Here is a 24861-nt window from a genome sequence, read left to right on the forward strand (position 1 = left end):
TCTGCATTGTCATTCCCAAGCGCACTAAGGATTTCGTCGGCTCAAGCGAAACGAGCTAACAGAGGGCATTGTCAGCCAGAAACAAAACACTGTATAAATAACCAGACCTAAAGCCTGGGAGCGGCCTTCATGCTGGTGCACCTGTCCGTACATAACTACGCCATCGTTGAACATCTCGATCTTGAACTCGATCGAGGAATGAGCGTGATCACAGGGGAAACCGGCGCCGGCAAGTCAATCATGCTCGACGCCCTGGGCCTGACCCTCGGCGATCGAGCCGACAGCGGCGTGGTCCGCCCCGGCGCAGACAAGGCCGACATCCTGGCCACCTTTGACCTGGCCGACATCCCGGAAGCCAGCGCCTGGCTCACCGAGCGCGACCTCGAAAACGATGGCCCGTGCATCTTGCGCCGGGTCATCACCGCCGAAGGGCGCTCGCGCGGCTACATCAACGGCACGCCGTGCCCGCTGGGCGATCTCAAAGCCCTGGGTGAGCTGTTGATTGATATCCACAGCCAGCACGAACACCAGTCCCTGCTCAAGACCGATACCCATCGGCGTCTGCTCGACGAATACGCCGGCGCTACGGACCTTGCCCGCCAGGTACAGCTTGCCGCCCAGCGCTGGCGCCAGACTCACCAGGAGCTTGAGCGACTGTCCAACTCCGGCGATGAGCAGCGCGCTCGCCATCAGTTGCTCAGCTATCAGCTTGAAGAACTGGAAAACCTTGGCCTGGGCGACAACGAGTTGGAAGAGCTGGAACAGGAACACAAGAATCTGACAAACGCGGAAACCTTGCTGGGCATCTGCCGGCAAGTGGTCGAACAATGCAGCGAGAGTGATTCCGGCAATGTCCTGAACGCCCTGACGGCAAGCCTTAATCGCCTGTCGAGCGTGAACAGCTCGATTGGCGCACTGGGCGAAGCCAGCAGCCTGCTGACCAGCGCGCAGATCCAGGTTGAAGAAGCCGTGGGAGAGCTGAACCGCTTCCTAGATAACTTCGACGCAGACCCGGCGCGCCTTCAATACCTGGAAGAACGCCTCGACGCGATCTACACCATGGCGCGCAAGCACCGCATCCAGCCGACCGAGGTCGCAGAGATGCAGCAGCGGTTACTGGATGAAATCGAAACCCTGAACGCCAACGATGAATCCATAGAGCGACTGAGTGATGAGCTGGCATCTTATGCCCGTCATTACCAGGAGAAGGCTCGAGAGCTGAGCGACCTGCGCCACCAGGCCTCCAGCAGCCTGGCCAGCGCGGTGGAACAGGAGATCCAGCGCCTGGGCATGCCCGGGGGGCGCTTTGCCATCGAGCTGCGACCCAACAGCAGCAATGAATTGCTGCCGAACGGACTCGAACAGGTAGAACTATTGGTCAGCGCGAACCCGGGGCAGCCGTTGAAAGCGCTGGCGAAAGTAGCATCGGGTGGCGAACTGTCGCGAATCAGCCTGGCCATCCAGGTCATTACCGCACAAACCTCCCGCGTACCGACCCTGGTGTTCGACGAAGTGGACGTGGGCATCGGCGGCCCTACCGCCGAAATCGTTGGCCAGTTGCTGCGCCGTCTCGGCGAGCGTGGACAAGTGCTGACAGTCACGCACTTGCCGCAGGTGGCGGCACAGGGGCATCAGCATTTATTTGTGCATAAGGTGCGTGGCGAGGATGCCACCCGCACGGCCGTATCCAAACTAAGCAAAAACGATCGCGTCGAAGAAGTGGCACGGATGCTGGGTGGCATCGATCTGACCAAGGAATCCCTGGCCCACGCCAAGAAAATGGTCGTCACCGCAAAAATCTAAAGCGCCCTATGCAAACCTGCACAAGCAGCAGAAAGCACGAAGGCGACCCTGGGGTCGCCTTCGCTCGTTTTGCGAACCTGAGGTTCGCGCGACAGGCTTACTTTTTCTTGCGCACGTACAACACAAGATTGTGATCAACCATCTCGAAACCGTACTTGTCGACGATGGCTTTCTGCAGGCGCTCGATTTCTTCGTCGAAGAATTCGATCACTTCGCTGGTTTCGACGTTGACCATGTGGTCGTGATGCTTGCCGTCGTCCAGTTCGAAGACCGCGTGGCCTCCGTCGAAGTTGTGCCGCACCACAAGTCCAGCTGCCTCGAACTGGGTCAGTACACGGTAAACCGTGGCCAGACCGACGTCCTCGCCAGCCTCCATCAATGCCTTGTAGACATCCTCGGCACTCATGTGGCGCTGCTCGGCAGAGTCGAGCATTTGCAGAATCTTGACCCGTGGCAGGGTCACTTTGAGGCCGGCTTTGCGTAGTTCGCTATTTTCAACCATGGTCAGCTTTCTCGCGATGCTGCTTCGCAGCTTCTCTTAATGCGGGTATGATCGGCGTTTACGTTGTCCCAGCCAAGATAGTGGAAGTCGCCCACCGATGCAAAACACCAAGCTCTTGCTAACCAGTTTCACCTTTGTGGGACTGCTCGCACTCGCCGGTTGTTCATTCCCCGGGGTTTACAAAATCGACATCCAGCAGGGCAATGTCGTCACGCAGGACATGATAGACCAGTTACGCCCGGGAATGACCCGAAAGCAAGTACGGTTTATCATGGGTAACCCCCTGCTGACTGATACGTTCCATGCCGATCGCTGGGATTACTTGTATAGCCTGCAACCGGGTGGCGGTGAACGCCAACAGGAACGCATTAGCGTTATCTTCAACCCAAATGACCAGCTTGTCAGCCTCTCTGGCGATTTCATGCCTGGCATGAGCCGCGACGAAGCCATTCTGGGCAAGGACAGTGCTCCTACCGTCACTGCACCGGCAGAGAAAGTCGAACAACCGAAACCGGAAAAACCGGTCAAGCCAGGTTCGTTGCTCGATCAGATCCAGAAGGAAGTGGACGGTGTCGAAACCGTACCCGTTCCAACTCCAGAACCCCTGGACACCTCGCCGCAATAATTTGCGACGTAAAAAAACCCGGCATGCCCGGGTTTTTTTAATGCCTGGCGTTTACCTGGCTCACTGGTTTCGCGCCTTGGCCTCGGCAGCCTTGGCCGCACGCAGTCGACGTACCTCCTTCGGATCCGCCAGCAAGGGCCGGTAAACCTCGATGCGATCCCCTGGTTGAACCGGACGACTCTCGGCATCGACAACCACCTTGCCAAAGATCCCTACCGGACACTGCGCCAGGTCCAGCTCCGGAAAAGGTTGACCCACACCGGACATCAGCAAGGCTGCGCGAACGGATGTGCCTGCCGGCACCTTCACCAGCAGGAGCACCTGACGATCAACGGCGGCATAGACCACCTCGACCTCGATCATGGCCTCAACCATGCATTTGCTTGGCGCGTTGGCAGAACGCGTCCACCAGCGTATTGGCCGCCTGATTGAACAAAGGCCCCAGGGTCGCGCGAATGATCGGGCCTGCGTAATCGAACGACAGGTCCAGGCTGATCTTGCAGGCCTTCTCGCCCAACGGCTTGAACACCCACACCCCATGCAACTGAGTGAACGGCCCCTCTTCGAGATTCATCTCGATCGACTGACCAGGCACCAGGATGTTGCGCGTCACGAAATGCTGGCTGAGCCCGCCCTTGGCCACGCCAACGCTGGCGCGCATATGGTCGGCAGAGCTTTCCAGGACTTCGGCCGTTGAGCACCAGGGCAGGAATTCCGGGTAACGCGCCACGTCGTTGACCAGGTCATACAGCGCTTGCGCGGGGTACGGCAGCAAGGCCGAACGTGAAATGTGTGTCGTCATGTCAGCGTCACTTCCAGAGCTGGGCGGCAAACACTACGAGAATGCCGATGGGCGCCACATAGCGCATCAAGAACAAGGACAGGGAAAACAACATGGGGTTACGCATCGACAGCTCGTCACGCACTGCGTCACGCCCCATTATCCAGCCTGCAAAAACCACGAAACACAATCCACCCAGCGGCAGCATGATTCGCGAGGTGAAGAAATCGATCACGCCGAAGAAGTCCAGGCCACCCGCCGCCCCCCATTGATAGAGGTGAAACAGCCCGCCTTCGTTCACGAAAAACTTGGCTTCCTTCCAGATATTGAAGGAAAACACGGTGCCCAGACCGACAAACCAGCAGGTGAACGCCAGCCAGAAGGTGACCCAGGCCCGACTGATTTTCGAGCGCTCGACCAGGTAAGCCACCATGGGCTCGAGCAAGGATATGGCCGAACTCCAGGCTGCAATCGCGACCAGCACGAAGAACACTACGCCCATCAACTGGCCAAACGCTACGTTGCCAAAGGCAAATGGCAGGCTGACAAACATCAGGCCAGGGCCTTCGCTCGGGTTCAGGCCACCGGCGAACACAATCGGAAACAATGCCAGGCCGGCCACCAGGGACACAAACGTATCCAGCAACGCCACACCGACGACGGTTCCGGAAATCGACGAATGCTTGGGCATGTAGGCGCCGTAGATCATGATCGAACCGACCCCGACGCTCAGGGAAAAGAAGGCATGCCCCATGGCCGGCAGCAAGCCGTCGAGGACTTTTTCCGGATGGAAGTCGAACATGAAATGTACGCCTTCCATGAAATGCCCGGTGGTCATGCTGTAGCCCAACAGCACAAGGATCATCACGAACAGCAGCGGCATCATGATCCGCAGACTGCGCTCAAGCCCTGCGACCACGCCCTTGGCGATGACGACCGCCGATAGCAGCATGAAAATCGTGTGCCAAAGTGTCAGGCGCCATGGATCGGCAATCACATTGCCGAAGTACGCCCCCACCTGGTCGGACGTCGCCCCCTGGAAGTCGCCACGCCCCATGTCGATGATGTAATCCAGCGACCAGCCGCCGACCACACTATAAAAAGACAGGATGAGCAACGCCGTGATCATCCCGGCAAAAGCACCCCAAGACCATTTGCTCGAATGCCCCGCTTCCAGCGCCAGCACCTTCAAGGCATTGGCCGGACTCTGCCGGGCGCGCCGGCCGATCAGGGTTTCGGCGAGCATGACCGGCACACCGATCAACGCGATACAGGCCAGGAACATCAGCACGAAGGCCCCGCCGCCATACACCCCGACCATGTAGGGGAATTTCCAGATACTACCCAGGCCCACGGCCGAACCGGTCGCGGCGAGTATGAAGACCCAGCGGCTAGCCCAACTGCCGTGGACAGAAACCTTGTCTGTCGACATCGTTATTACGACCAAGCGTTCAAAAAAGAGGCCGCATTGTCCGGGATTCAATCAACCTGCTCAAGCACGCAGCAACACCGTAGCCGACTCGCGCGCAACTCCCTATAATGCCGCCCCTATGGCTAAACAGAAGAAACACCCAACAGGGACCATCGCGCAAAATAAAAAGGCGCGACACGATTACTTCATCGAACATCGGTTCGAGGCTGGTCTGGTCCTGGCCGGCTGGGAAGTAAAAAGTCTGCGGGCAAGCAAGTTGCAACTGGTTGACAGTTACGTACTGCTCAAGGATGGCGAAGCCTGGCTGCTTGGCAGTCACATCACGCCCCTGACGACCGCCAGCACCCACGTCATCGCCGATCCGGTGCGCACGCGAAAGTTGCTGCTCAACCGGCGGGAGCTGGAAAAGCTCGCCGCTGCCGTGCAGCAAAAAGGCTACGCCTGCGTGTGCCTGTCCTGGTATTGGAGCAAGCACATGGTCAAGTGCGAGATTGCTCTGGGCAAGGGCAAGAAGGAATACGACAAGCGCGATACCGAGCGCGAACGCGACGCCGGGCGTGAATTGCAGCGTGCGGTGCGCAACAAGGGCAAGGAAGATTAATTTTTTGCCTTAAGACCGCTTTCGCGAGCAAGCCCGCTCCCACACGACCGTGCATGGACATAAATTCATGCCCTGCGCCGATCTAATGTGGGAGCGGGCTTGCTCGCGAATGCAATCGCACAAACGATACAAAACCGCTTGACTACATCCCCTTGCGCCGCTCCGCCCGAGCCACGCGCTGCACTTCCTGGCGCACCTCCTCCAGCACCTCCTGCACATACAGGATGTGTCGACTGGAGACTTCCCGCGCCTGCTCCGCCCTGCCTTCGATAATCGCCTGATACAACTCCCGGTGCTGCGTAATCAGCATGTCGCGGGTTTCGGTGCGCTGCTTGTACATGCCGCCGATGTTGGTGACCACGTTGCGCTTGAGCAGGTCGAACAGGCCACGAATGGTGTGCAGCAACACCGCGTTATGACTGGCTTCGGCAATCGCCAGATGAAAACTGGCATCCGCCGCGCCCTCTTCCGCCCGACTGACTTCATCATGACGCGAATAGCAGTCCTGCAATTGATTAAACGCTGCGGTCAGCCGCTCGCGGTCAACGTCGGTGGCGCGTAACGCCGCATAATAAGCGCACGACGCTTCCAGCGTGTGGCGAAACTCCAGAAGATCGCGCTGGGCTTCGGGGTTGCTCTCCAGCAGATGCAACAGTGGGTCACTGAATGTCGTGCCCAGGGACTCGACCACGTAATTGCCGCCACCCTGACGACTGACCAGCAGGCCCTTGGCGGTCAGTTTCTGAATCGCTTCGCGCAGCGAAGGACGAGACACGCCAAATTGCTCGGCCAACGCGCGTTCGGCCGGCAAGCGCTCACCCGCCTTCAGCGTGCCCTCGAGGATCATGCTCTCGAGCTGCTCGACAATATCGTCAGACAGACGGCGCTGCCGAATCTGATCAAACGCCATAACTCAATTTCTCCACCATCCCGACGGTGCGCCGGGGCTCTATTCTGGCCTATCCATGCGGCACAGGCACCTGCAAAGCGAGCATTTCCCGAACAGGCCAAATCCACTGCAAAACCCTGCCTACGACAAAAGTTTTAGGGCGGCAAATTGACACACCGCATACAAGGCTTTTACCCTAGCCAACAGCGATTGTAAATTGGTATTACCAATTATCCAAGAACGCTGATCAGTGCCTGACCAACAACAATTAGGGGCCACCCCATATGCAAACCTGGCAACAGCTCTACAGCCCGCTCGGCAGCCTCGGCCTGTCCGCACTCGCAGCCGTTATCCCCATCGTGTTTTTCTTCCTGGCCCTGGCCGTGTTCCGCCTCAAAGGACACGTGGCCGGCAGCATCACCCTGGCCTTGTCGATCCTGGTGGCAATCCTTGCCTTCAAGATGCCCGTGGACATGGCGTTCGCCGCCGCCGGGTATGGCTTTGCCTATGGCTTGTGGCCGATCGCCTGGATCATCGTGGCGGCGGTATTCCTCTACAAACTGACGGTCAAGAGCGGTCAGTTCGAAGTAATCCGCAGCTCGGTGCTGTCGATCACCGACGACCAGCGCCTACAGGTGCTGCTGATCGGCTTCTGCTTCGGTGCGTTCCTCGAAGGTGCGGCCGGTTTTGGCGCACCAGTGGCGATCACCGCCGCGCTGCTCGTAGGGCTGGGCTTCAACCCGTTATACGCCGCGGGCCTGTGCCTGATCGCGAACACCGCTCCGGTCGCCTTCGGTGCCTTGGGCATCCCGATCATCGTCGCCGGGCAAGTGACCGGCATCGACGCTTTCAAGATCGGCGCCATGACCGGTCGCCAATTGCCGCTGCTGTCGCTGTTCGTGCCCTTCTGGCTGGTGTTCATGATGGATGGCCTGCGCGGCGTGCGCGAAACCTGGCCGGCAGCGCTGGTCGCCGGCTTGAGCTTCGCCGTGACCCAATACTTCACCTCCAACTTCATCGGCCCGGAACTGCCGGACATCACGTCGGCCCTGGCCAGCCTGATTTCCCTGACCCTGTTCTTGAAGGTCTGGCAGCCAAGACGCGCCGCCGGCCAGCACATCGCCGGTGCCGTGTCGGCTTCCGTGGTCAGCGCCAGCGTCGGCGGTTTCGGCCAGAAGCGCACCACCGTGGCTTCGCCTTACAGCCTCGGGGAAATTTTCAAAGCCTGGTCGCCGTTCCTGATCCTGACCGTGCTGGTGACCATCTGGACTCTCAAACCGTTCAAGGCGATGTTTGCCGCCGGCGGCTCGATGTTCAGCTTCGTGTTCAACTTCGCCATCCCTCACCTGGATCAGTTGGTGATCAAGGTGGCACCGATCGTGGCAGCACCGACCGCCCTCCCCGCCGTGTTCAAGCTTGACCCGATTTCCGCCACCGGCACCGCAATCTTCTTCTCGGCGTTGATCTCGATGCTGGTCTTGAAGATCAACTTCAAAACTGGTCTGACCACTTTGAAAGAGACCTTCTACGAACTGCGCTGGCCGATTCTGTCCATCGGCATGGTGCTGGCTTTCGCGTTCGTCACCAACTACTCGGGCATGTCGTCGACCATGGCGTTGGTCCTGGCCGGCACGGGCGCAGCCTTCCCGTTCTTCTCGCCGTTCCTCGGCTGGCTGGGCGTGTTCCTGACCGGCTCCGATACCTCGTCCAACGCGCTGTTCAGTTCGTTGCAGGCGACCACCGCCCACCAGATCGGCGTCAACGACACCTTGCTGGTGGCGGCGAACACCAGCGGCGGCGTGACCGGCAAGATGATCTCGCCACAATCGATCGCCGTGGCTTGCGCCGCGACCGGGCTGGTGGGCAAGGAATCGGACCTGTTCCGCTTCACCCTCAAGCACAGCCTGTTCTTTGCAACGATTGTCGGCCTGATCACCCTGGCCCAGGCCTACTGGTTCACTGGCATGCTGGTGCACTAAGTACTACAGGCGACATGGAAAAAACCGACGCCGGGCCATGACCCCGGCGTCAGCTATTCACCACCCGGTCTGCAAGGCTGCTGAAAGAATCTCTGTCTATATTCAGCGGCCTCAGCGGACGGATAACCGGGCCCACCCGGAGACACGCCTGATGAGCGAGCTTTTTTACAACGCTGTGCCGAATGCGACTCGCGTCGCCCCGCCACTGCCCGAGCCTCGGCAATACCCCGGCGAGAAACCGCAACGGGTGTACCTGTTCGGGACCTGCGTAGTGGATCTGTTCTACCCGCAAGCCGGAATGGACGCGATCCACTTGCTGGAACGCGAAGGCATTCGTGTCGAGTACCCGCAAGGGCAAAGCTGCTGCGGCCAACCGGCCTACACCTCGGGCTACACCGAGCAGGCCCGTACCGTGGCGCGCTCGCAACTGGCGCTGTTCGCCGGGGAATATCCGGTGGTGGTGCCTTCGGGTTCCTGCGCGGGCATGTTGCGCGAACACTATGCCGACTTGTTCAAGGATGAGCCGGACACCTTGAAGCAGGTCCAGGCCCTGGCTGCCAGGACCTATGAGCTGGCCGAGTTCCTGTTGTTTGTCTGCAAAGTGCAGTTCAAGGACAGTGGCACGCCGGTGAAAGTAGCGCTGCACACGTCGTGCTCGGCGCGCCGGGAAATGAACACCCACCTGCACGGCCGCGAACTGTTGGCGCAACTGGGCAACGTGGAGCGGGTCGAGCACAGTCACGAAAGCGAATGCTGTGGCTTCGGTGGGACTTTCAGCGTCCGTATGCCAGACATTTCCGGGGCGATGGTGGCGGACAAGACCCGCTCGCTGAAGGAATCCGGTGCGCACCAGGTACTCAGTGCCGATTGCGGTTGCCTGATGAACATCAACGGCTCGCTGGAGAAACAGAAGCAAGCGTTGCGCGGCCAACACCTGGCCAGTTTCCTCTGGCAGCGAACCGGGGGTGCCCAATGAGTGCCGCCGAGATTATTCCTACGGTCGCCGTAGAAGAAGACTTCCGCACCCGGGCTCACGAGGCCTTGGGTGATGCGCAATTGCGAGGCAACTTCCGCAAGGCGATGGATTCACTGATGACCAAGCGGGCCGCGGCGTTCAGCGATGCCCATGAAAGAGAACACCTGCGCGCGCTGGGCAATGCCGTCCGCGCCCGAGCTTTATCGAAGTTGCCCGACCTGCTCGAGCAACTTGAACGAAACCTGACCCGCAACGGTGTGACAGTGCACTGGGCGGAAACGGTGGACGAAGCCAATGGCATCGTCCTCTCGATCATCCGCGCTCACGAGGGGCGGCAAGTGATCAAGGGCAAATCGATGGTCAGCGAAGAAATGGAGATGAACCACGTCCTCGCTGAACAGGGCATTGAATGCCTGGAATCGGACATGGGCGAGTACATCGTCCAGCTCGACCACGAGAAGCCTTCACACATAATCATGCCGGCGATCCACAAGAATGCCGGTCAGGTCGCGTCCTTGTTCCACGACAAACTTGGCGTGGAATACACCAAGGACGTTGACCAACTCATTCAGATCGGCCGCCGGGTCCTGCGGCAGAAATTCTTCGAAGCGGACATCGGCGTCTCCGGCGTCAACTTCGCCGTGGCCGAGACCGGCACCCTGCTGCTGGTGGAAAACGAAGGCAATGGCCGCATGACCACCACGGTGCCGCCGGTGCACATCGCCGTCACCGGCATCGAAAAAGTCGTGGAAAACCTGCGCGACGTGGTGCCGTTGCTGTCGTTGCTGACCCGCTCGGCCCTGGGCATCCCGATCACCACCTACGTCAACATGATCTCCGGCCCGCGCAATGTGCATGAGCTCGACGGCCCCCGGGAAGTGCACCTGGTGCTGCTCGACAATGGTCGCAGCCAGGCCTTTGCCGACAGCGAACTGCGCCAGACCCTGAACTGCATCCGCTGCGGCGCCTGCATGAATCATTGCCCGGTCTACACTCGAATCGGCGGCCATGCCTACGGCGAGGTCTACCCCGGTCCTATCGGAAAAATCATCACCCCGCACATGGTTGGCCTGGCGAAAGTCCCGGACCACCCGAGCGCCTCTTCGTTGTGCGGTGCCTGCGGCGAGGTGTGCCCGGTTAAAATTCCGATTCCTTCACTGCTGCGTCGCCTGCGGGAAGAAAACGTCAAGGCGCCCGACAGCCCTCATCAAGTGATGCGCGGCCAGGGCAGCAAGTACTCGCGCAAAGAGCGGTTCATCTGGAACGCCTGGGCCAGACTCAACAGCTCGCCGACGCTGTATCGCCTGTTCGGCCTGGCCGCAACTCGCCTGCGCGCCCTGACACCAAAGAATGTCGGCCCGTGGACGCAAAACCACAGCGCACCCAAACCCGCTGCCCGCTCACTGCATGACCTGGCCCGCGAGCATCTGGCCAAACAGGGAGATCGTTGATGAGCGCCAAGCAAAATATCATGGCCAAACTGCGCAAGAGTCTGACAGGCACTACGCCAGTGGCTGACAACTTCGATGTCGATCTGGTGACACAGCCTTACAGCTACACAACGGAACAACGCATCCCGCAGCTGCGCAAACTGATGGAAGCGGTGCACACGGAAATCCATCTGACGTCCGGCGAAGACTGGCCGGCGTTGTTGGCCAAACTGCTGCAGGAGCGCCAACTGCCGAGCCTGTTGATCGCGCCGACCACTGCGCACGGACAACGCGTCACCCAGCACTGGGCGACAAATCCCGGGCTGCCGACGCTCAAGGCCTACAACCGCCCGGTTGAAGAATGGAAAGCCGAACTGTTCAACGATACCCCGGCAAGCCTGACCACTACCCTTGGCGCAATCGCCGCCACGGGCAGCCTGATTATCTGGCCGACGCGGGAAGAACCGCGCCTGATGAGCCTGGCGCCCCCGGTGCATTTCGCCCTGCTCAAGGCCAGTGAGATCCGCGACAACTTCTATCAGGTACAGCAGGAATTCGAATGGGCCCAGGGCATGCCGACCAATGCCTTGCTGGTGTCCGGCCCGTCGAAAACCGCTGACATCGAGCAAGTCCTGGCCTACGGCGCCCACGGTCCGAAAGACCTGGTGGTGTTGATCCTGGAGGACCAATGAGTCTACCGGCCGCTTTCCTGCGCGACGCGCAGCAACTGATTCCCCAGGAACGGCGTTTCGACGATCCGCTGTCGACGCTGGCCTTCGGCACCGATGCCAGCTTCTATCGCCTGATCCCACAACTGGTGATTCGCGTCGAATCCGAAGATGAAGTGGTGGCGCTGCTCAAACTTGCGCAACGCGACCGGGTAGCGGTGACCTTCCGCGCCGCCGGCACCAGCCTGTCCGGGCAAGCCATCAGCGATTCGGTGTTGATCGTGCTTGGGGATAACTGGAACGGTCGCGAGATCCGTGGCCAAGGCACGCAAATCCGCCTGCAACCGGGGGTGATCGGCGCGCAGGCCAATGCCTGGCTGGCACCGTTCGGGCGCAAGATCGGCCCGGACCCGGCCTCGATCAACGCCTGCAAAATCGGCGGCATCGTGGCCAACAATGCCAGCGGCATGTGCTGCGGCACGGCACAAAACACCTACCACACCCTGGCCGGCATTCGTCTGGTGCTGGCTGATGGCAGCCGTCTGGATACCGAAGATGCCGCCAGTGTCGCGGCGTTTCGGCAAAGCCACGGTGAGCTATTGGAGCGCCTCGCAACGCTGGGCCGGGAGACCCGCGCCAATGCCGAACTGGCTGCGAAAATTCGTCATAAATACCGTCTGAAAAATACCACCGGCCTGTCACTCAACGCCCTGGTGGATTACGACGAGCCTGTGGATATCTTGAGCCACTTGCTGGTGGGTTCCGAAGGCACCCTCGGCTTCATCAGTGCGGTGACCTACGATACGGTGATCGATCACCCGAACAAGGCCTCGGCGCTGATCGTATTCCCGGACGTGGAAACCTGCTGCAACGCCGTCACCGTGCTCAAAAGCCAACCGGTGTCAGCGGTAGAACTGCTGGACCGGCGCAGCCTGCGTTCGGTGCAGAACAAGCCCGGCATGCCCGCTTTCGTACAACAGCTGTCGAACAATGCCTGCGCCCTGCTGATCGAATCCCGCGCGGCATCTTCCTCGTTATTGCAGGAACAGCTGGCGCAGATCATGGCGTCACTGTCCTCGTTCCCGGTAGAGAAACAAGTCGACTTCACCGAAGACCCACTGGAAAACGCTCGGCTCTGGGCGATCCGCAAGGACACCTTCCCCGCCGTCGGCGCGGTGCGTAAAACCGGGACCACGGTGATCATCGAGGACGTGACCTTCCCGGTGGAACAACTGGCCATCGGCGTGAACCGGCTGATCGAGCTGTTCGACAAACATCACTACGACGAAGCGATCCTTTTCGGACACGCACTGGAAGGCAATCTGCATTTCGTCTTCACCCAAGGCTTCAACAGCGCGGAAGAAGTCGCACGCTACCAAGCGTTCATGGACGACGTGGCGCAATTGGTGGCGGTCGAGTTCGGCGGTTCGCTCAAGGCCGAGCACGGTACCGGGCGCAACATGGCACCGTTCGTCGAACTGGAATGGGGCAGCGACGCCTACCAGTTGATGTGGCAGCTCAAACGCCTGCTCGATCCCAACGGCATACTGAATCCGGACGTGGTACTCAGCCAAGACCCGCAGATCCACCTCAAGCACCTGAAACCGCTGCCGGCCGCCGACGAGATCGTCGACAAGTGCATCGAGTGCGGTTTCTGCGAACCGGTCTGCCCATCCAAGGGACTGACCTTGAGCCCGCGCCAGCGCATCGTCATCTGGCGGGACATCCAGGCGAAGAAACGCGCCGGGGTCGATACCCGCGAACTCGAAGCGGCCTATGAATACCAGGGCATCGATACCTGTGCCGCCACCGGTCTTTGTGCGCAGCGTTGCCCTGTAGGCATCAACACCGGCGAGCTGGTGAAAAAGCTTCGCGGCCTACACGCTTCTCATACGAAAACCGCCAACTGGCTGGAAGGAAATTTCGCTACGGCGCTGCAAGGTGCGCGTTTCACCCTGCACGTGGCCAATGGCGCACGAATGTTGCTGGGAGCGCCGCGCCTGGCCAAGTTGTCGGCGACCTTGACGCGCTTGTCCAAGGGTCAGGTCCCGCAATGGACCAACGCCATGCCGCAGCCGGAAAAAGCCATTCGCTTCAGCCCGACAGTGACCGACGAACGCCCGCGCGTGGTGTACCTGGCTGCGTGCGTCTCACGAGCGATGGGGCCGGCGGCGGGCGACAAGGAACAAATGTCGCTGTACGACAAGACTCGCGGCCTGCTGGAAAAAGCCGGTTACCAGGTGGTCTTCCCGGACAATCTGGACAACCTCTGCTGCGGCCAGCCGTTCGCCTCCAAGGGCTATGCCGAACAGGCCGAACACAAACGCCAGGAACTGATCGGCGCCCTGCTCCACGCCAGCCGTGGCGGACTCGACCCGATCTACTGCGACACCAGCCCCTGCACGCTGCGCCTGACGCAGGACCTGGGCGATGTGCGCCTGGACCTGTACGACCCGGTGCGTTTCATTCGCACGCACCTGATCGATCGCCTGCAGTTCACACCGCAGGAAGCGCCCATTGCGGTGCATGTCACCTGCAGCACCCAGCACCTTGGGGAAAGCCAGGCGCTGATCGATCTGGCGCGCAAATGCAGTAACAACGTGGTCATCCCCGAAGGCATTCACTGCTGCGGATTTGCCGGCGACAAGGGTTTCACCACCCCCGAGCTGAACGCCCATTCGCTGCGCACGTTGAAGGATGCGGTGCAGTATTGCAGCGAAGGCATTTCCACCAGCCGCACCTGTGAGATCGGCCTGAGCCAGCATGGCGGAATCGATTATCACAGCCTGGTTTATCTGGTGGACCGCGTAACTCAAGCGCGCCCAGCCTTGTAGGAGCAAGCTTGCTCGCGATGGACGACAACGATGACGCGTGCTTCCTGGAGAAACGCGTTGCCCTCAAGCCCATCGCGAGCAAGCTCGCTCCTACAGATTTCATCTCCCCCCCGCAATCGCAAAAAAAAACCGAATTCCTGCGCCCGGCTATAGTCATTTAGCTAGGCCCTGTAATCGGGCTTATAACCACCTCGGCTGGCAGCCCAATCTACCGGCAGCACCGAGCCCTCATGCGCAAGGAGATACCCATGAAGCACTCTGCAATGGCTGGATTGTTCATTTCTGCTGCACTGTTGGCCTCGCCGGTGTTTGCGGCGGACAAAGATCTTTGTGACGCGCAGGTTCAAAAACTGGACGACGCAATCACCACCGCACCCGCCGTGTCCGAGAGCTCAATGGATAACGCCAAAACCGCGCTGGAAGATGCGAAGAAGGCCCAGGCATCCGGTAACGACAAGGACTGCATCGAGATCTCCGGCCAGATGCTTGAGAAAATTCAGCAGCGCAGCCCTACCAAAAAGTGATCACAGGCAAGGCCAACCTTCGGGTTGGCCTTCCGCGGCACATTGGCGTAGACTACACAGGCTTGTTGCTCATCGGATTCACGAGCAATGAGTTCGGGGCCGTTTAGGATTCGACGCCGGTTGCGAAACTTTAGGTGCATGCCGAGTTGGTAACAGAACTCGTAAATCCACTGTTGCAACTACTTATAGTTGCCAATGACGAAAACTACGGCCAGGAATTCGCTCTCGCTGCGTAAGCAGCCTTAGCCCTGAGCTTCTGGTACCTTCGGGTCCAGCAATCACCAGGGGATGTCTGTAAACCCAAAGTGATTGTCATATAGAACAGAATCGCCGTGCAGTACGTTGTGGACGAAGCGGCTAAAACTTACACAACTCGCCCAAAGCACCCTGCCCGTCGGGTCGCTGAGGGTTAACTTAATAGACACGGCTACGCATGTAGTACCGACAGCGGAGTACTGGCGGACGGGGGTTCAAATCCCCCCGGCTCCACCAAATAACCATCTAAAGACGTCCACGGACGTCTTTTTTTGTGCCTGAAATCCAGTGAATACAGGGGTTTAGAGTCCACGAGCGTCCACCAGCATCCGTGACCATCTACGATTTCGTGTATTCCAAGTGGTATTCCAAGCCCTCACCTGCTATTTTTTGGAATACATAAACAGCACCGGAATACACCATGGGGGCCCAAGCCACGCGCCTTTCAGACGTAAAAGTCAAAGCCGCGAAACCAAAGGAAAAGGACTACATACTCACCGATGGCAACGGCCTACAGATGCGAGTGAGAATCAATGGCTCTAAGCTATGGAATTTCAACTACATCCAACCTGTGACGAAAAAGCGGATAAACATGGGATTGGGCACCTTTCCTGAGGTGAGCCTGGCGCAAGCACGTAAGAGAACCGTTGAAGCGAGAGAGCTTGTCGCCCAGGGGCTGGACCCTAAAGAGAAACGCGACGCCGAGCGGCACGCGAAAAAAGCAGCCACGGAACACACTTTCGAAAATATCTCGGCAGCGTGGTTCGAGCTCAAAAAGGATTCAGTCACCCCTGCGTACGCCGAGGATATTTGGCGCTCTCTCACGCTGCATGTCTTCCCTGATCTGGCCACCACCCCAATCTCTACTATCACTGCCCCTAAAGTCATAAATTTGCTTCGCCCCCTCGAGACGAAGGGCAGCCTCGAAACCGTTAAACGTCTAACCCAACGCCTCAATGAGATCATGACCTATGGTGTCAATTCGGGATTGATTCACGCGAATCCGCTCAGTGGAATCCGCTCCGTCTTCAAAAAGCCCAAAAAGAAAAACATGGCGGCCCTTGCGCCCGATGAGCTGAAAGAGCTCATGGTGGCAATTGCCAATGCCAGCATAAAAAGAACTACGCGCTGCCTAATTGAGTGGCAACTTCACACCATGACTCGGCCAGCCGAGGCTGCCACTTCCCGCTGGGCTGATATCGACTTCGAAAAGAAGATCTGGACTATACCGGCGGAGCGCATGAAGAAACGTCGGATACACATCATTCCGCTCACGGAACAAGCTTTGGCGCTCTTGGAAGCGATCAAGCCCTACAGTGGACATCGGGAGTACGTTTTCCCTGCAGACCGAGACCCTCGCACCCACTGCAACAGCCAGACCGCCAACATGGCACTGAAGCGTATGGGTTTTGAGGGGCGCCTGGTAAGTCACGGCATGCGATCAATGGCGAGTACCATCCTCAATGAACACGGCTGGGATCCTGAGTTAATCGAAGTTGCGCTAGCCCACGTCGATAAAGATGAGGTACGCAGCGCCTACAACCGAGCCGACTACATTGAGCGCAGACGCCCGATGATGGCCTGGTGGAGTGAGCACATCCAAGAGGCGGCAACTGGCAGCCTGTCGGTGGCAGCTATCAAAGAAGATAGAGACCGAAAAGTCGTGCCAATACGCTGACCGAGGGCAGCGATCGATCGACTCTAACTAAAAAGTAGGTGCCGTCTCAGGTTGCGCACACGACACCGACAAACGCCCGACCGAGGCGCTGCAATACAAAGCTTAAAACAATTCAGGCGCAAATCGGGCCCTAGCGACACCAAATATGTACTCGTTACTTGGAATTCGACCGACGTTTCCAGTCCCTGGGAATCAATCCTTTCCCAGACGCTCGCGTCCAACGTTGCTTCGTAGCTTTCACATAGCGAGGGTCATCCGGGAAATACGCGTGTTCAAGCAGAAGGACCTGTAAGCCATCACGAGCCTCGACTTCATTGAATAGAAAATCAATGTGCTGGCGCATGGCTTGATAATCTTCGTCGTCTGCATTAATCGAAACCACATCGCGCCCTGAACTATCAGACTCCGCTTCGGGATCGTCATCGCTGCCGGTATCCACGACTTCAGGCTTCGAATTAGCATCCTCGTGTCCACTGTTCGGGAAGTAAGGACGGCTAAGCTGATCAAGAACGAGCACGCCGGGTACAGGGCGTTCCTCCTTCTCGAAGTAGCGCTGCATTCCGAATGCCAAGGCGATATGTACAGCAAGCCAGTTCTGGTCCGAGCCCAGATCAGCCATGGTCAGGATCGCGCCGCCTGCTCCAGGCTCCACCACATTCACCTGCGGTACCCGAGATGAAAATACGATCTCTGCGTCCACGCAGGGCTCTACTTTCGGTAGCAAAGCGAAAGACTCGGACGCGAACTGCGAGACAGCATTCTCCGCTCGCTGCAAACGTACTCTTCGGTTGTCAGTGTCTACCAGTGCTTCCAGTTCGGCGATCTCTGCAAGCTGCGCGCTCAGATCCTTCCCGGGGCGAAGCAACTGATCGTCCAGAGTTTCAAGGAAGAAACTTGCTTTGCCCCGAAAGTAGGCTCGCACCTGCGCCAGATCTGCGAGCCGCTTTCCTTCTTGGATCTGACTCAAAGCAGAGGCAACACTGGCGTCAAGCTCCCGCAGAGCCGAACTCAGTTCGTGCACGCGCTCCGCGAGTTTTTCAACCGTCGCATCCAGTTGGGGCCGAATGCGGCCGACGGTACTTGCCTCAGCGCGAATCGTCTCCAATGATCGCTTCATTGCGAGCGCTGCGGCCGCCCCAGCATCTGTATTGGACTGGCAGATTGGGCATGTTTTAGGGACGTCCAAGAGATTTAGATGTTCAGCTATGTGCAGCTTCTCGTGCTGCTCGCTCACCGCTTTTTGATAGCCGTGCGACTCCTGAGCTGCCGCTGTCATCGCTCGATATTTCCGCTTTGTCTGATTAAGCTCAGCGAGCGCTGAGCGCCGACGCTCCTGCAGAGAACCCAATTCGCTCTCGCTCGGATACTGCAATGAATCAGCATCCGCCGACATTGCCATTCGCAGCATCTCCAACAGCTCAATCTCGTCCGCTGCTTCAAAAGCCCCGGCCAATAGGCCAATCTGCTTCGCCTCTCCGAGCAGCACCCGCGTACGCTGCTTCACCAAACTTTCTTTGGACCGCCGCGTTTCCTCACGAGCGACGTCAATCTCCAAGGCCTTGCGCGCTTGCCGTAAGCGGCGCTCAGCAGCTGCTGTCGACTCGGTCACAACACCCAAGAAGTACGGCATCGTCGAGATGATGCTGCCTGCCTTGCGATTGTCATCCAGCCCGTGAAGTAACACCGTCTCACTATCAATAACCTCTTTGGTCACAAATACATATGGCGTGACATAACGCACCGTAGGGCGATCGCGAGATTCACGACCTGGTACCAGCGGCTCCGGTTGGCCGGCATCACCGATACCGAAAGCCTGTCCCAGCTTGGTCTTGGCTACTTCGACGGTAGTCCGACCTTCGAACTGCTCAACCTCCCGCGGCACCGAGAGGCCCCGCCCAGAGGTCACGAACATGTGGTCGCTGGGGCCTTTACCTACCGGCGGTACGAGGCGACAAGAGATCAGCTCGTCGGCACCTCTAACCCACTTGACGCCCACCGCGATACAGCGCCGTCGCACGTACACTGGAAGCCCGCACTTTGAAGAACCTAAACAATAGTCCAGGGCCTTGATCACTGCGGACTTACCTGTCCCAGAGGCGCCGGTAATCACGTTGACCCGGCCGACGTCCAACTCGACTTCCCGGAATGCCCCCTCTTCTCCAAGGAAAAAGATGCTTGCGATGTTCCACCGAGTCATACAGACACTCCCAATGCTTCAATGACTGCTCTCGCTGATCCGGCGCCGGCGAACCAAATACCCAGCAACCTTGCGCGCTTCAACGCCGCCCCCGCGACACCGCCAGACACCACCGCAGGCACTTTCCGGTCTGACGACTCGATCTCACCTTCGCGATTTAAGCGCAGCATTCCTGCGATACAGCCAAACCTGATGGCCTCTGTAGACACTGTCAAAGTAGTGTTCACACGCTGCGATAGACTCGTCAACACGCGAGGGCTGCGGTCTAGCCACACAAGCAAGCCAGTGTTTTTGTTGCACCCGTCGAAAGTTGACGCAAGGTCTTCCGAAAGTACGAGCGGTAGAAGCAGATAGACGATGGCCGCCGCGGGAGCGTGGCCTTGGACCTGTTGCTGCCGATAGGCCTCACAGAAATGGGCGAGTACCGTAGCGCAATAGGCGGGATTTGTTTCTGCATGAATGTCATGCGCTGCCCTCATGCATCCCGCTCCAACAGATTCTTGAACTCGGGATGCCAGCCAACAATCAGATCGATGGCCATTACTTGGTAGCTGCCGCGAACGTAATAATTACCGCTCCAGTTGGGAGCGAAAGGCCGAACCTCGGTATGCGCGGAGTTGAAAGTCCACCTCAGCAATTCAAGCCCCACACTACGCTTCTCTACTTCGGCCGCCTCCTCGCACTCCTCGGACATGATTCCATGCTTATCCTGCCAAGCTTCCTGAAGAAGCCCATCATACAAATCGATACGCACAGCCATATCGAGACGGTCCGTGGCCCATTTATGCCGCTGCGAACGAGCACGCCACTCTTCGCGTTCGGCGGACCGCACTTCGGTCCTAGTCCCGCCCACAAGTTGAATCTGGCGAGCAATCATCGAATCTGGGACGTGGTACTCAGGTATTAGGGCATTCTCGAAGTCAGGAAAGAGCTCATCACGTTCCACCTCGCCAGCCAGCTCGGAAATTTTCAGCTGGACCTCTAGCTTCGTGATGAACCGCTCACGCTTTCCACATAGCGTGAAGATGACTTGAAGATCCCACCATTCGATCAGACGGGTGCAAATGGCCTTACGGCTATCTGGCGGGAAATTCACCAAGCATCCCGCAATGTCGTCGGAGATACCGGCGATATTGCTCCCACCTGGGCGCACGGTAATTCTGGATAGCAGTTTCTTTCGCGTTGAGTCGTCAAGTTTTAGGAAAGCGGCGCAACCGCTCACCCGGTCTGTATGGGGCAACGGCTGAAGTCCCGCCAACTTTGCAGCCTGGTGTGCGTCCACTACCCGCTGAGCTTCATCTAGCAGCGTGGACCGCAAAGATTCGCGGCTAGCGGACTCATCAAGCAGGGAGCTAAGAAAGTCCTTACTACTCAAGGGAGCAACCGTTACCAGTTGGAAACGCGTGTCCTCAATCGCAAGTTTTGGCAGTACATCAATCCAGGCCTTGAGAGTTTTCCACAGTTCTTTGGACGCCAGGCTCACAGCGGCCGGGTTCTCGACAATGGAGTGTTTAAGCTGGATGAGAAGCGGCTGACCATTGGAGATCACTTCAACATCGTCGAGCCGCTCCAAGCAGACTGCCGCGTCGTCATGTGACTCTTGGAGGACGCTTAGAAGTGCGTACAGTGACTGGAAGTAGAAGCCCAGTGCCGCACCTTCCGCGGAATGACTTCCTGAATCGATATGTGCCATCTGGTCAATTCCCTGTTTAAGCAGCACTATCTATGCGTGGGTGGCCCTCGTTTCGTCCATACTTGCTACCGGTACGGTCCGATCGGGCCGGTCGCTAATGTACGCAAATTTTGCATGACCCCACAAACTCTGTCGCATGTAGCCTCACGACAGCAACAAATCTTTGAGCGAGCAGCGAACACCCATACGGCTATGTCTCGTCCGCACGCCAAACAAAGCGTCCGTTACCCGGTGCAGAATCCTACAGGGGCATACTACCCATATTGAATCGTTTTCAACCGTAGAAACCAAATCCCTATCGCCTTAGCAACGAATACCGCACGGACTCTGCTTGGTCCGGCCAGGGTGCTCAGATCACGCAACTTGCTTGGGATGCCTCCAGTGCATTGCCGCTTAAACCCTACTCACTTCAGCCCTTGCGCCCGGTCAGTCTTAACCTGGTCGAGCGTTTTTTTGCCTACAGGTGAACACGATGAAAGAACTTCATTGAACAGCAGCACCTGCCGCACTACTTCAGCCTTCTGCTACCCACTTATGCAAGCACTCGAAAACAGCATCGCGCCTAGTAAGTACCCCAGCCAAATCAACGCTGCAGATCACCAGTTGCACATCAGTGCCCTGGATTGATAGCTTGTCACGCACCCCTGGACTGACGCCTTCCATCGCCGGATAGATCAGCGCGAGCCGCTGACATTGATAGTGCTGGGCGTAGCTGACCAGCTGATACAGGTCGGCTGATGAAATACCCAGCTTGCGCTCTTTGAGATTAAGGATTTTCCACTTGGCATCTGCAATAGCGACCACCTGCGTTCCATGGAGCACCGAGATATCTGGGCGCAATTGGAACACCTCACGCCCTACCTCATTGACCGCAAGATAGCGACGTGGCCCCTGAGCCTGGATGTGATGATCCTTGAAGGTGCGGCGCATCCGCCAGGTAACATAGCCTTCAAACAAACGGTTCATATCGAACAGCAGGGCCAGCGCCGGCATACCGCCGGCAGTCACATTAGGGTGCAGTGCACGTAGAAAGTCCCCACAGCGCTGGAATACGGGCTGCCAACGCTGATTGAGCCGATCGAACGCTAGCCCCTCAACTGCCTCAGACGTGAAATTGCGATCCGAAACCGCCGCAAGATGTATCAGCAGCTCATTGATGCCACGCTTGATACCGGGATGCTGGGTGCGCCGCAACAGCAGACCTAGCACATGGCGTAGCACCTGGTTGTATGGGGTGTCGATATCGAACTCATCAAAACGGCAATGTACTCGCTGCGGTGTGAAGGCATTTAGCCGCACCTGCCTGACCAAATCAATTCGTCCGCGTACGGTGCTGAGTTCATCTTGTCTCGGCACATATCGACGAATCAGTCCGAGCTGCATCTGCTGAGCGATCATGCCGCGAAAGTGTTCAATGAACACATCCAACAGAGCATGTCTTTGTTGGCCCAGTGAAGCCTCTCCGATACTGGGCGGCGACAACGAACCGGTTAGCTGCAGCAGGCGTACTAGAATCTGCCGGCACAACTGCGCGTCACGCTCGTGGCGAGCGATCTTCGGTAGTACCTCGATGATCAGCTCACCGAGCTGGATCACCCCGCAAAACTGGGTGAACTTCACCGCTGTCCGCCGCCACTCAAGCGCCTTGGCAGGCAAGGAAGCAGCAAGCTGTTCGAGCAATACCGCTTGCTGCAAGCTCAGAGACTGACCGCCTCCGGCTCGAATGGGTAGCCACTCGTGTTCGAGAACCTGCAATAACGTCATGCCAGGAGCTCATAGATCTTTCGAATGGCCTCTGGACTGATCTCACCTGGTGAACACACCTCGTAGCGCTGCGACTCGGGAAGGTCATCCTCCAGCTCGCCGAAGATATCGCTCGCCAAATCACTGAATTCGCGGACGATCTGCATTTCAAGCGGAGCCTTTACATCCCCAAATATCAGCCGAATGCGCTGCCAGTCGTTGTAGAAGACTTCTTGCAATAGCGGAATGACTTCGCGGCACAGCACACTGCGCAACCCTTCCATGTCGCTCACTCGAGTAAGGAAGGCATGACCGATTGTTTGATCCCGGTGCAGCAAATAAGCGATACGACGGTTCAGCGTATCCAACAACGCGCGCAGGTTCAGCACACCACCCTCGCCATCCGGGATATACCCATCCCCCTGTGCCCCTGAAATCACCAGCGAATCAGGCATCAGCTCACGGAATTGGAAGCGTCGACGCAAGGCCGCATCCAGCAGCGCAATCGAACGGTCCGCCGTATTCATGCTGCCGTAGATATCTAGGTTGCGTGGTACTCCGAAATGCTCCCCGGAGTAAGGCAGGGTCAGCTCCATGCCATCCAACAGTTGGCCTTCGATGTCATAGTGGGCGCGCTTGTCCACCTCAATTAGCGTGATCAGCTCACCCAGGATCTTCGCCACATTGCCGCGGTTGATCTCGTCGATGAAGATGGCATAGCGATGCTGCGGATTCAGCCTGGCTCGTTCACACAGCCGCTTGAACACGCCTGGCTTCACTGCATAAATAACACCCTGACCGTCAGCGGACGGTTCAGGACGTATACCCTCAATAAAATCTTCGTAGCTATAGGACTGATGGAAAGTGACGAACTCGTAGCGCTTAACCAAATGCTGATTGGACGACTTCGGGCCTTTCTTGATCAGCTCCGCATGCTCGATCCACTCAGCGCAACTCTCCTTCCAGTCCCCTGCAAGAAACCATCTCCCTTCCTCGTCCTTATCGAACACATAAGGAGCCCTCCGGGCTGCCGTATCGCGTTGAACGGTCGCTGAGTCGAGAACTGTATGGCTCTGCAATGCCTCCCAGCAAGTCGCGCGAAGGTTGCTGTTGCTACTGCGAGACTTCGCCTTAGCGACAAAATAGCGATGGCCCATCAACTGACTAACTTTCGCTTTGCCCCCCAGGGCGTGAAGGGCCATGAAAACTACCTGCCACCAGACAACATCCACTAAGTTAGAAAGGAGCCACTCGGTCTCCGTCAGCGTGCTCGAACTGTCTTCATACTTGGATAGGCGCGCTTTCAGGCTATGAGTCTTACCGGTACCAGGAGGGCCATAAAAGATCAGATTTCGCGGTTCCTCGACCAGCAATGGCTTACCCGAAGGCGGCTGTTCAGTTTCAGGCTTTGCCAGGCGCCAACGATCTGCCCAAGGGCTTGTATAAAAGTCCACTTCACTACCTGCTGCGGTCTCCTCGGCCTGCCGAATTTCCAGCAACTCCCTGTCGAGCTTAATCGCTGGCCATGCCTTCACCTCAGGAAGTGCCAAAGTCTTGAAGGCAGATATGATGGTCGCTTTGTCATTGGGGCTGGCAATCCGCTCGAAAGTCCCCGGGAACAACAAATGAAGCAGAATATGCCGCATCTGCCGGCCGCCGCCCCATGGCTGAGCATCCAACCATTCAGCACAGTGCCAAGGCTCCTTCAGATACTCCTCTTGCTGAGCGCGCGGTAACTGATGAAAAGCCTTGACCATTCGAATCAACCAAGCCAGCTCTTCAGCCCGGTAACGATTAAAGCCCTGCCCTGCCGAGCCTAGCCCCTCAAGGGTCTCGTCTGTCATCAGCGTATTACTGAGCGGAAAATCGCTCCCCGACCAACTCCATACCTGCTTGATATTTTCGCGCTTCTTGGTCGCCGTTACATTGCTTTGAAACAACATCACCACCCAGAGCACCTCGGCCATCAGTTGGATAGCCTCGGGCGACGCGTCAGCCAACTGCCCTTTAAGCTTCTCCAAGAAGACCGCCGAGGTCTCATCTGGGCTGTCGATGAAACGCAAATGCAGCTCATCAAGCAGATCACTGGTCCAGCGCGGGCCAACAGCAAAAAGCGTCTGACCGTCGAGCAGGCAGTTTTGCTTCCACTGCTCGAAGGCGGCAAAGATGGGTGCTGCATTGTGATGAGGGTTGAAAGTCGACATGACGTTCCCTGTAAAAGCAACTGCGAACTCAGGTACCAGACGCACCT

20 protein-coding genes and 1 other RNA gene are annotated in these 24861 nt (G+C 58.0%); 11 read left to right on the forward strand and 10 right to left on the reverse strand.

Annotation, left to right across the window (positions count from 1 at the left end; all coding sequences use genetic code 11):
* Positions 1-129 precede the first annotated feature (129 nt).
* Positions 130-1803 carry a DNA repair protein RecN gene (recN, locus tag ACYP2Q_RS19515; protein WP_459732029.1) on the forward strand — a complete coding sequence of 558 codons (1674 nt, stop codon included), beginning with the start codon at positions 130-132 and terminating at the stop codon, positions 1801-1803.
* Positions 1804-1900: 97 nt separating this feature from the next.
* Here the strand turns inward: recN and fur are convergent, their stop codons facing one another.
* The gene (fur, locus tag ACYP2Q_RS19520; protein ID WP_003197684.1) at positions 1901-2305 is read right to left on the reverse strand and encodes a ferric iron uptake transcriptional regulator; all 405 of its coding nucleotides are present in this window, start codon (positions 2303-2305) and stop codon (positions 1901-1903) included.
* A 97-nt stretch (positions 2306-2402) separates the two neighbouring features.
* Between fur and ACYP2Q_RS19525 the strand changes: the two genes are divergently transcribed.
* Entirely contained in the window at positions 2403-2930 is a 528-nt protein-coding gene (locus tag ACYP2Q_RS19525) for an outer membrane protein assembly factor BamE (RefSeq protein ID WP_459732030.1), read from the forward strand.
* A gap of 60 nt (positions 2931-2990) precedes the next feature.
* Here the strand turns inward: ACYP2Q_RS19525 and ACYP2Q_RS19530 are convergent, their stop codons facing one another.
* The 3 genes from ACYP2Q_RS19530 to ACYP2Q_RS19540 are packed head-to-tail and all read right to left on the reverse strand — an operon-like array spanning position 2991 to position 5143.
* A complete protein-coding gene (locus tag ACYP2Q_RS19530) occupies positions 2991-3305 on the reverse strand; it encodes an RnfH family protein (protein WP_459732032.1) in 315 nt (104 codons plus the stop codon).
* Entirely contained in the window at positions 3298-3732 is a 435-nt protein-coding gene (locus tag ACYP2Q_RS19535) for a type II toxin-antitoxin system RatA family toxin (RefSeq protein WP_459732033.1), read from the reverse strand. The genes ACYP2Q_RS19530 and ACYP2Q_RS19535 overlap by 8 nt, the downstream gene beginning before the upstream one ends.
* 7 nt (positions 3733-3739) lie before the next feature.
* Positions 3740-5143: a sodium-dependent transporter gene (locus tag ACYP2Q_RS19540; protein ID WP_459732034.1), complete on the reverse strand. Its 1404-nt coding sequence runs from the start codon at positions 5141-5143 to the stop codon at positions 3740-3742.
* Between the two features lie 118 nt (positions 5144-5261).
* Between ACYP2Q_RS19540 and smpB the strand changes: the two genes are divergently transcribed.
* Positions 5262-5744 carry an SsrA-binding protein SmpB gene (gene smpB / locus ACYP2Q_RS19545; protein WP_008057382.1) on the forward strand — a complete coding sequence of 161 codons (483 nt, stop codon included), beginning with the start codon at positions 5262-5264 and terminating at the stop codon, positions 5742-5744.
* Between the two features lie 142 nt (positions 5745-5886).
* Here smpB and ACYP2Q_RS19550 read toward each other — a convergent pair whose 3' ends face one another.
* Positions 5887-6654 carry a GntR family transcriptional regulator gene (locus tag ACYP2Q_RS19550; protein WP_459732036.1) on the reverse strand — a complete coding sequence of 256 codons (768 nt, stop codon included), beginning with the start codon at positions 6652-6654 and terminating at the stop codon, positions 5887-5889.
* A 263-nt stretch (positions 6655-6917) separates the two neighbouring features.
* On the opposite strand from ACYP2Q_RS19550, the gene ACYP2Q_RS19555 reads away from it, so the two are divergent.
* From ACYP2Q_RS19555 to ACYP2Q_RS19590, 8 genes are all read left to right on the forward strand, one after another.
* Entirely contained in the window at positions 6918-8612 is a 1695-nt protein-coding gene (locus ACYP2Q_RS19555; RefSeq protein WP_459732037.1) for a lactate permease LctP family transporter, read from the forward strand.
* Between the two features lie 151 nt (positions 8613-8763).
* The gene (locus ACYP2Q_RS19560) at positions 8764-9588 is read left to right on the forward strand and encodes a (Fe-S)-binding protein (protein WP_459732038.1); all 825 of its coding nucleotides are present in this window, start codon (positions 8764-8766) and stop codon (positions 9586-9588) included.
* Positions 9585-11039, forward strand: coding sequence for a LutB/LldF family L-lactate oxidation iron-sulfur protein (locus tag ACYP2Q_RS19565; protein ID WP_459732039.1), 1455 nt, complete (start codon positions 9585-9587; stop codon positions 11037-11039). The genes ACYP2Q_RS19560 and ACYP2Q_RS19565 overlap by 4 nt, the downstream gene beginning before the upstream one ends.
* Positions 11039-11710 (forward strand): LutC/YkgG family protein, encoded by a 672-nt coding sequence (locus ACYP2Q_RS19570; RefSeq protein ID WP_459732040.1) that lies wholly within the window; start codon positions 11039-11041, stop codon positions 11708-11710. The genes ACYP2Q_RS19565 and ACYP2Q_RS19570 overlap by 1 nt, the downstream gene beginning before the upstream one ends.
* A complete protein-coding gene (locus tag ACYP2Q_RS19575; RefSeq protein WP_459732041.1) occupies positions 11707-14520 on the forward strand; it encodes an FAD-binding and (Fe-S)-binding domain-containing protein in 2814 nt (937 codons plus the stop codon). Before ACYP2Q_RS19570 ends, ACYP2Q_RS19575 begins: the two co-directional genes overlap by 4 nt.
* A gap of 248 nt (positions 14521-14768) precedes the next feature.
* Entirely contained in the window at positions 14769-15044 is a 276-nt protein-coding gene (locus ACYP2Q_RS19580; RefSeq protein ID WP_459732042.1) for a hypothetical protein, read from the forward strand.
* A 95-nt stretch (positions 15045-15139) separates the two neighbouring features.
* Positions 15140-15536, forward strand: a transfer-messenger RNA (tmRNA) gene (gene ssrA / locus ACYP2Q_RS19585).
* A gap of 184 nt (positions 15537-15720) precedes the next feature.
* The gene (locus tag ACYP2Q_RS19590; protein ID WP_459732043.1) at positions 15721-16977 is read left to right on the forward strand and encodes an integrase domain-containing protein; all 1257 of its coding nucleotides are present in this window, start codon (positions 15721-15723) and stop codon (positions 16975-16977) included.
* Positions 16978-17131: 154 nt separating this feature from the next.
* On the opposite strand, the gene ACYP2Q_RS19595 is transcribed toward ACYP2Q_RS19590, so the two are convergent.
* The 5 genes from ACYP2Q_RS19595 to ACYP2Q_RS19615 form a co-directional block, all read right to left on the reverse strand.
* On the reverse strand, positions 17132-19174 hold the full coding sequence (locus tag ACYP2Q_RS19595; RefSeq protein WP_459732044.1) for a DUF3732 domain-containing protein: 2043 nt from the start codon (positions 19172-19174) through the stop codon (positions 17132-17134).
* Entirely contained in the window at positions 19171-19653 is a 483-nt protein-coding gene (locus tag ACYP2Q_RS19600) for a three component ABC system middle component (RefSeq protein WP_459732045.1), read from the reverse strand. The genes ACYP2Q_RS19595 and ACYP2Q_RS19600 overlap by 4 nt, the downstream gene beginning before the upstream one ends.
* The gene (locus tag ACYP2Q_RS19605; RefSeq protein ID WP_459732046.1) at positions 19650-20867 is read right to left on the reverse strand and encodes an ABC-three component system protein; all 1218 of its coding nucleotides are present in this window, start codon (positions 20865-20867) and stop codon (positions 19650-19652) included. Before ACYP2Q_RS19605 ends, ACYP2Q_RS19600 begins: the two co-directional genes overlap by 4 nt.
* A gap of 513 nt (positions 20868-21380) precedes the next feature.
* Entirely contained in the window at positions 21381-22631 is a 1251-nt protein-coding gene (locus ACYP2Q_RS19610; RefSeq protein WP_459732047.1) for an McrC family protein, read from the reverse strand.
* Positions 22628-24814, reverse strand: a complete 2187-nt coding sequence (locus tag ACYP2Q_RS19615; protein WP_459732048.1) for an McrB family protein — start codon at positions 24812-24814, stop codon at positions 22628-22630. Before ACYP2Q_RS19615 ends, ACYP2Q_RS19610 begins: the two co-directional genes overlap by 4 nt.
* Between the last annotated feature and the right edge of the window lie 47 nt (positions 24815-24861).

This window comes from Pseudomonas sp. MHK4 (assembly GCF_054600775.1).

Coding starts and splice junctions, on each gene's coding strand:
- recN (WP_459732029.1), top strand. CDS start 130: ATGCTGGTGCACCTGTCCGTACATAACTACGCCATCGTTGAACATCTC.
- ACYP2Q_RS19525 (WP_459732030.1), top strand. CDS start 2,403: ATGCAAAACACCAAGCTCTTGCTAACCAGTTTCACCTTTGTGGGACTG.
- ACYP2Q_RS19615 (WP_459732048.1), bottom strand. CDS start 24,814: ATGTCGACTTTCAACCCTCATCACAATGCAGCACCCATCTTTGCCGCC.
- ACYP2Q_RS19610 (WP_459732047.1), bottom strand. CDS start 22,631: ATGACGTTATTGCAGGTTCTCGAACACGAGTGGCTACCCATTCGAGCC.
- ACYP2Q_RS19595 (WP_459732044.1), bottom strand. CDS start 19,174: ATGACTCGGTGGAACATCGCAAGCATCTTTTTCCTTGGAGAAGAGGGG.
- ACYP2Q_RS19535 (WP_459732033.1), bottom strand. CDS start 3,732: ATGACGACACACATTTCACGTTCGGCCTTGCTGCCGTACCCCGCGCAA.
- ACYP2Q_RS19555 (WP_459732037.1), top strand. CDS start 6,918: ATGCAAACCTGGCAACAGCTCTACAGCCCGCTCGGCAGCCTCGGCCTG.
- ACYP2Q_RS19575 (WP_459732041.1), top strand. CDS start 11,707: ATGAGTCTACCGGCCGCTTTCCTGCGCGACGCGCAGCAACTGATTCCC.
- ACYP2Q_RS19530 (WP_459732032.1), bottom strand. CDS start 3,305: ATGGTTGAGGCCATGATCGAGGTCGAGGTGGTCTATGCCGCCGTTGAT.
- ACYP2Q_RS19605 (WP_459732046.1), bottom strand. CDS start 20,867: ATGGCACATATCGATTCAGGAAGTCATTCCGCGGAAGGTGCGGCACTG.
- ACYP2Q_RS19565 (WP_459732039.1), top strand. CDS start 9,585: ATGAGTGCCGCCGAGATTATTCCTACGGTCGCCGTAGAAGAAGACTTC.
- ACYP2Q_RS19560 (WP_459732038.1), top strand. CDS start 8,764: ATGAGCGAGCTTTTTTACAACGCTGTGCCGAATGCGACTCGCGTCGCC.
- ACYP2Q_RS19600 (WP_459732045.1), bottom strand. CDS start 19,653: ATGAGGGCAGCGCATGACATTCATGCAGAAACAAATCCCGCCTATTGC.
- fur (WP_003197684.1), bottom strand. CDS start 2,305: ATGGTTGAAAATAGCGAACTACGCAAAGCCGGCCTCAAAGTGACCCTG.
- smpB (WP_008057382.1), top strand. CDS start 5,262: ATGGCTAAACAGAAGAAACACCCAACAGGGACCATCGCGCAAAATAAA.
- ACYP2Q_RS19570 (WP_459732040.1), top strand. CDS start 11,039: ATGAGCGCCAAGCAAAATATCATGGCCAAACTGCGCAAGAGTCTGACA.
- ACYP2Q_RS19540 (WP_459732034.1), bottom strand. CDS start 5,143: ATGTCGACAGACAAGGTTTCTGTCCACGGCAGTTGGGCTAGCCGCTGG.
- ACYP2Q_RS19580 (WP_459732042.1), top strand. CDS start 14,769: ATGAAGCACTCTGCAATGGCTGGATTGTTCATTTCTGCTGCACTGTTG.
- ACYP2Q_RS19590 (WP_459732043.1), top strand. CDS start 15,721: ATGGGGGCCCAAGCCACGCGCCTTTCAGACGTAAAAGTCAAAGCCGCG.
- ACYP2Q_RS19550 (WP_459732036.1), bottom strand. CDS start 6,654: ATGGCGTTTGATCAGATTCGGCAGCGCCGTCTGTCTGACGATATTGTC.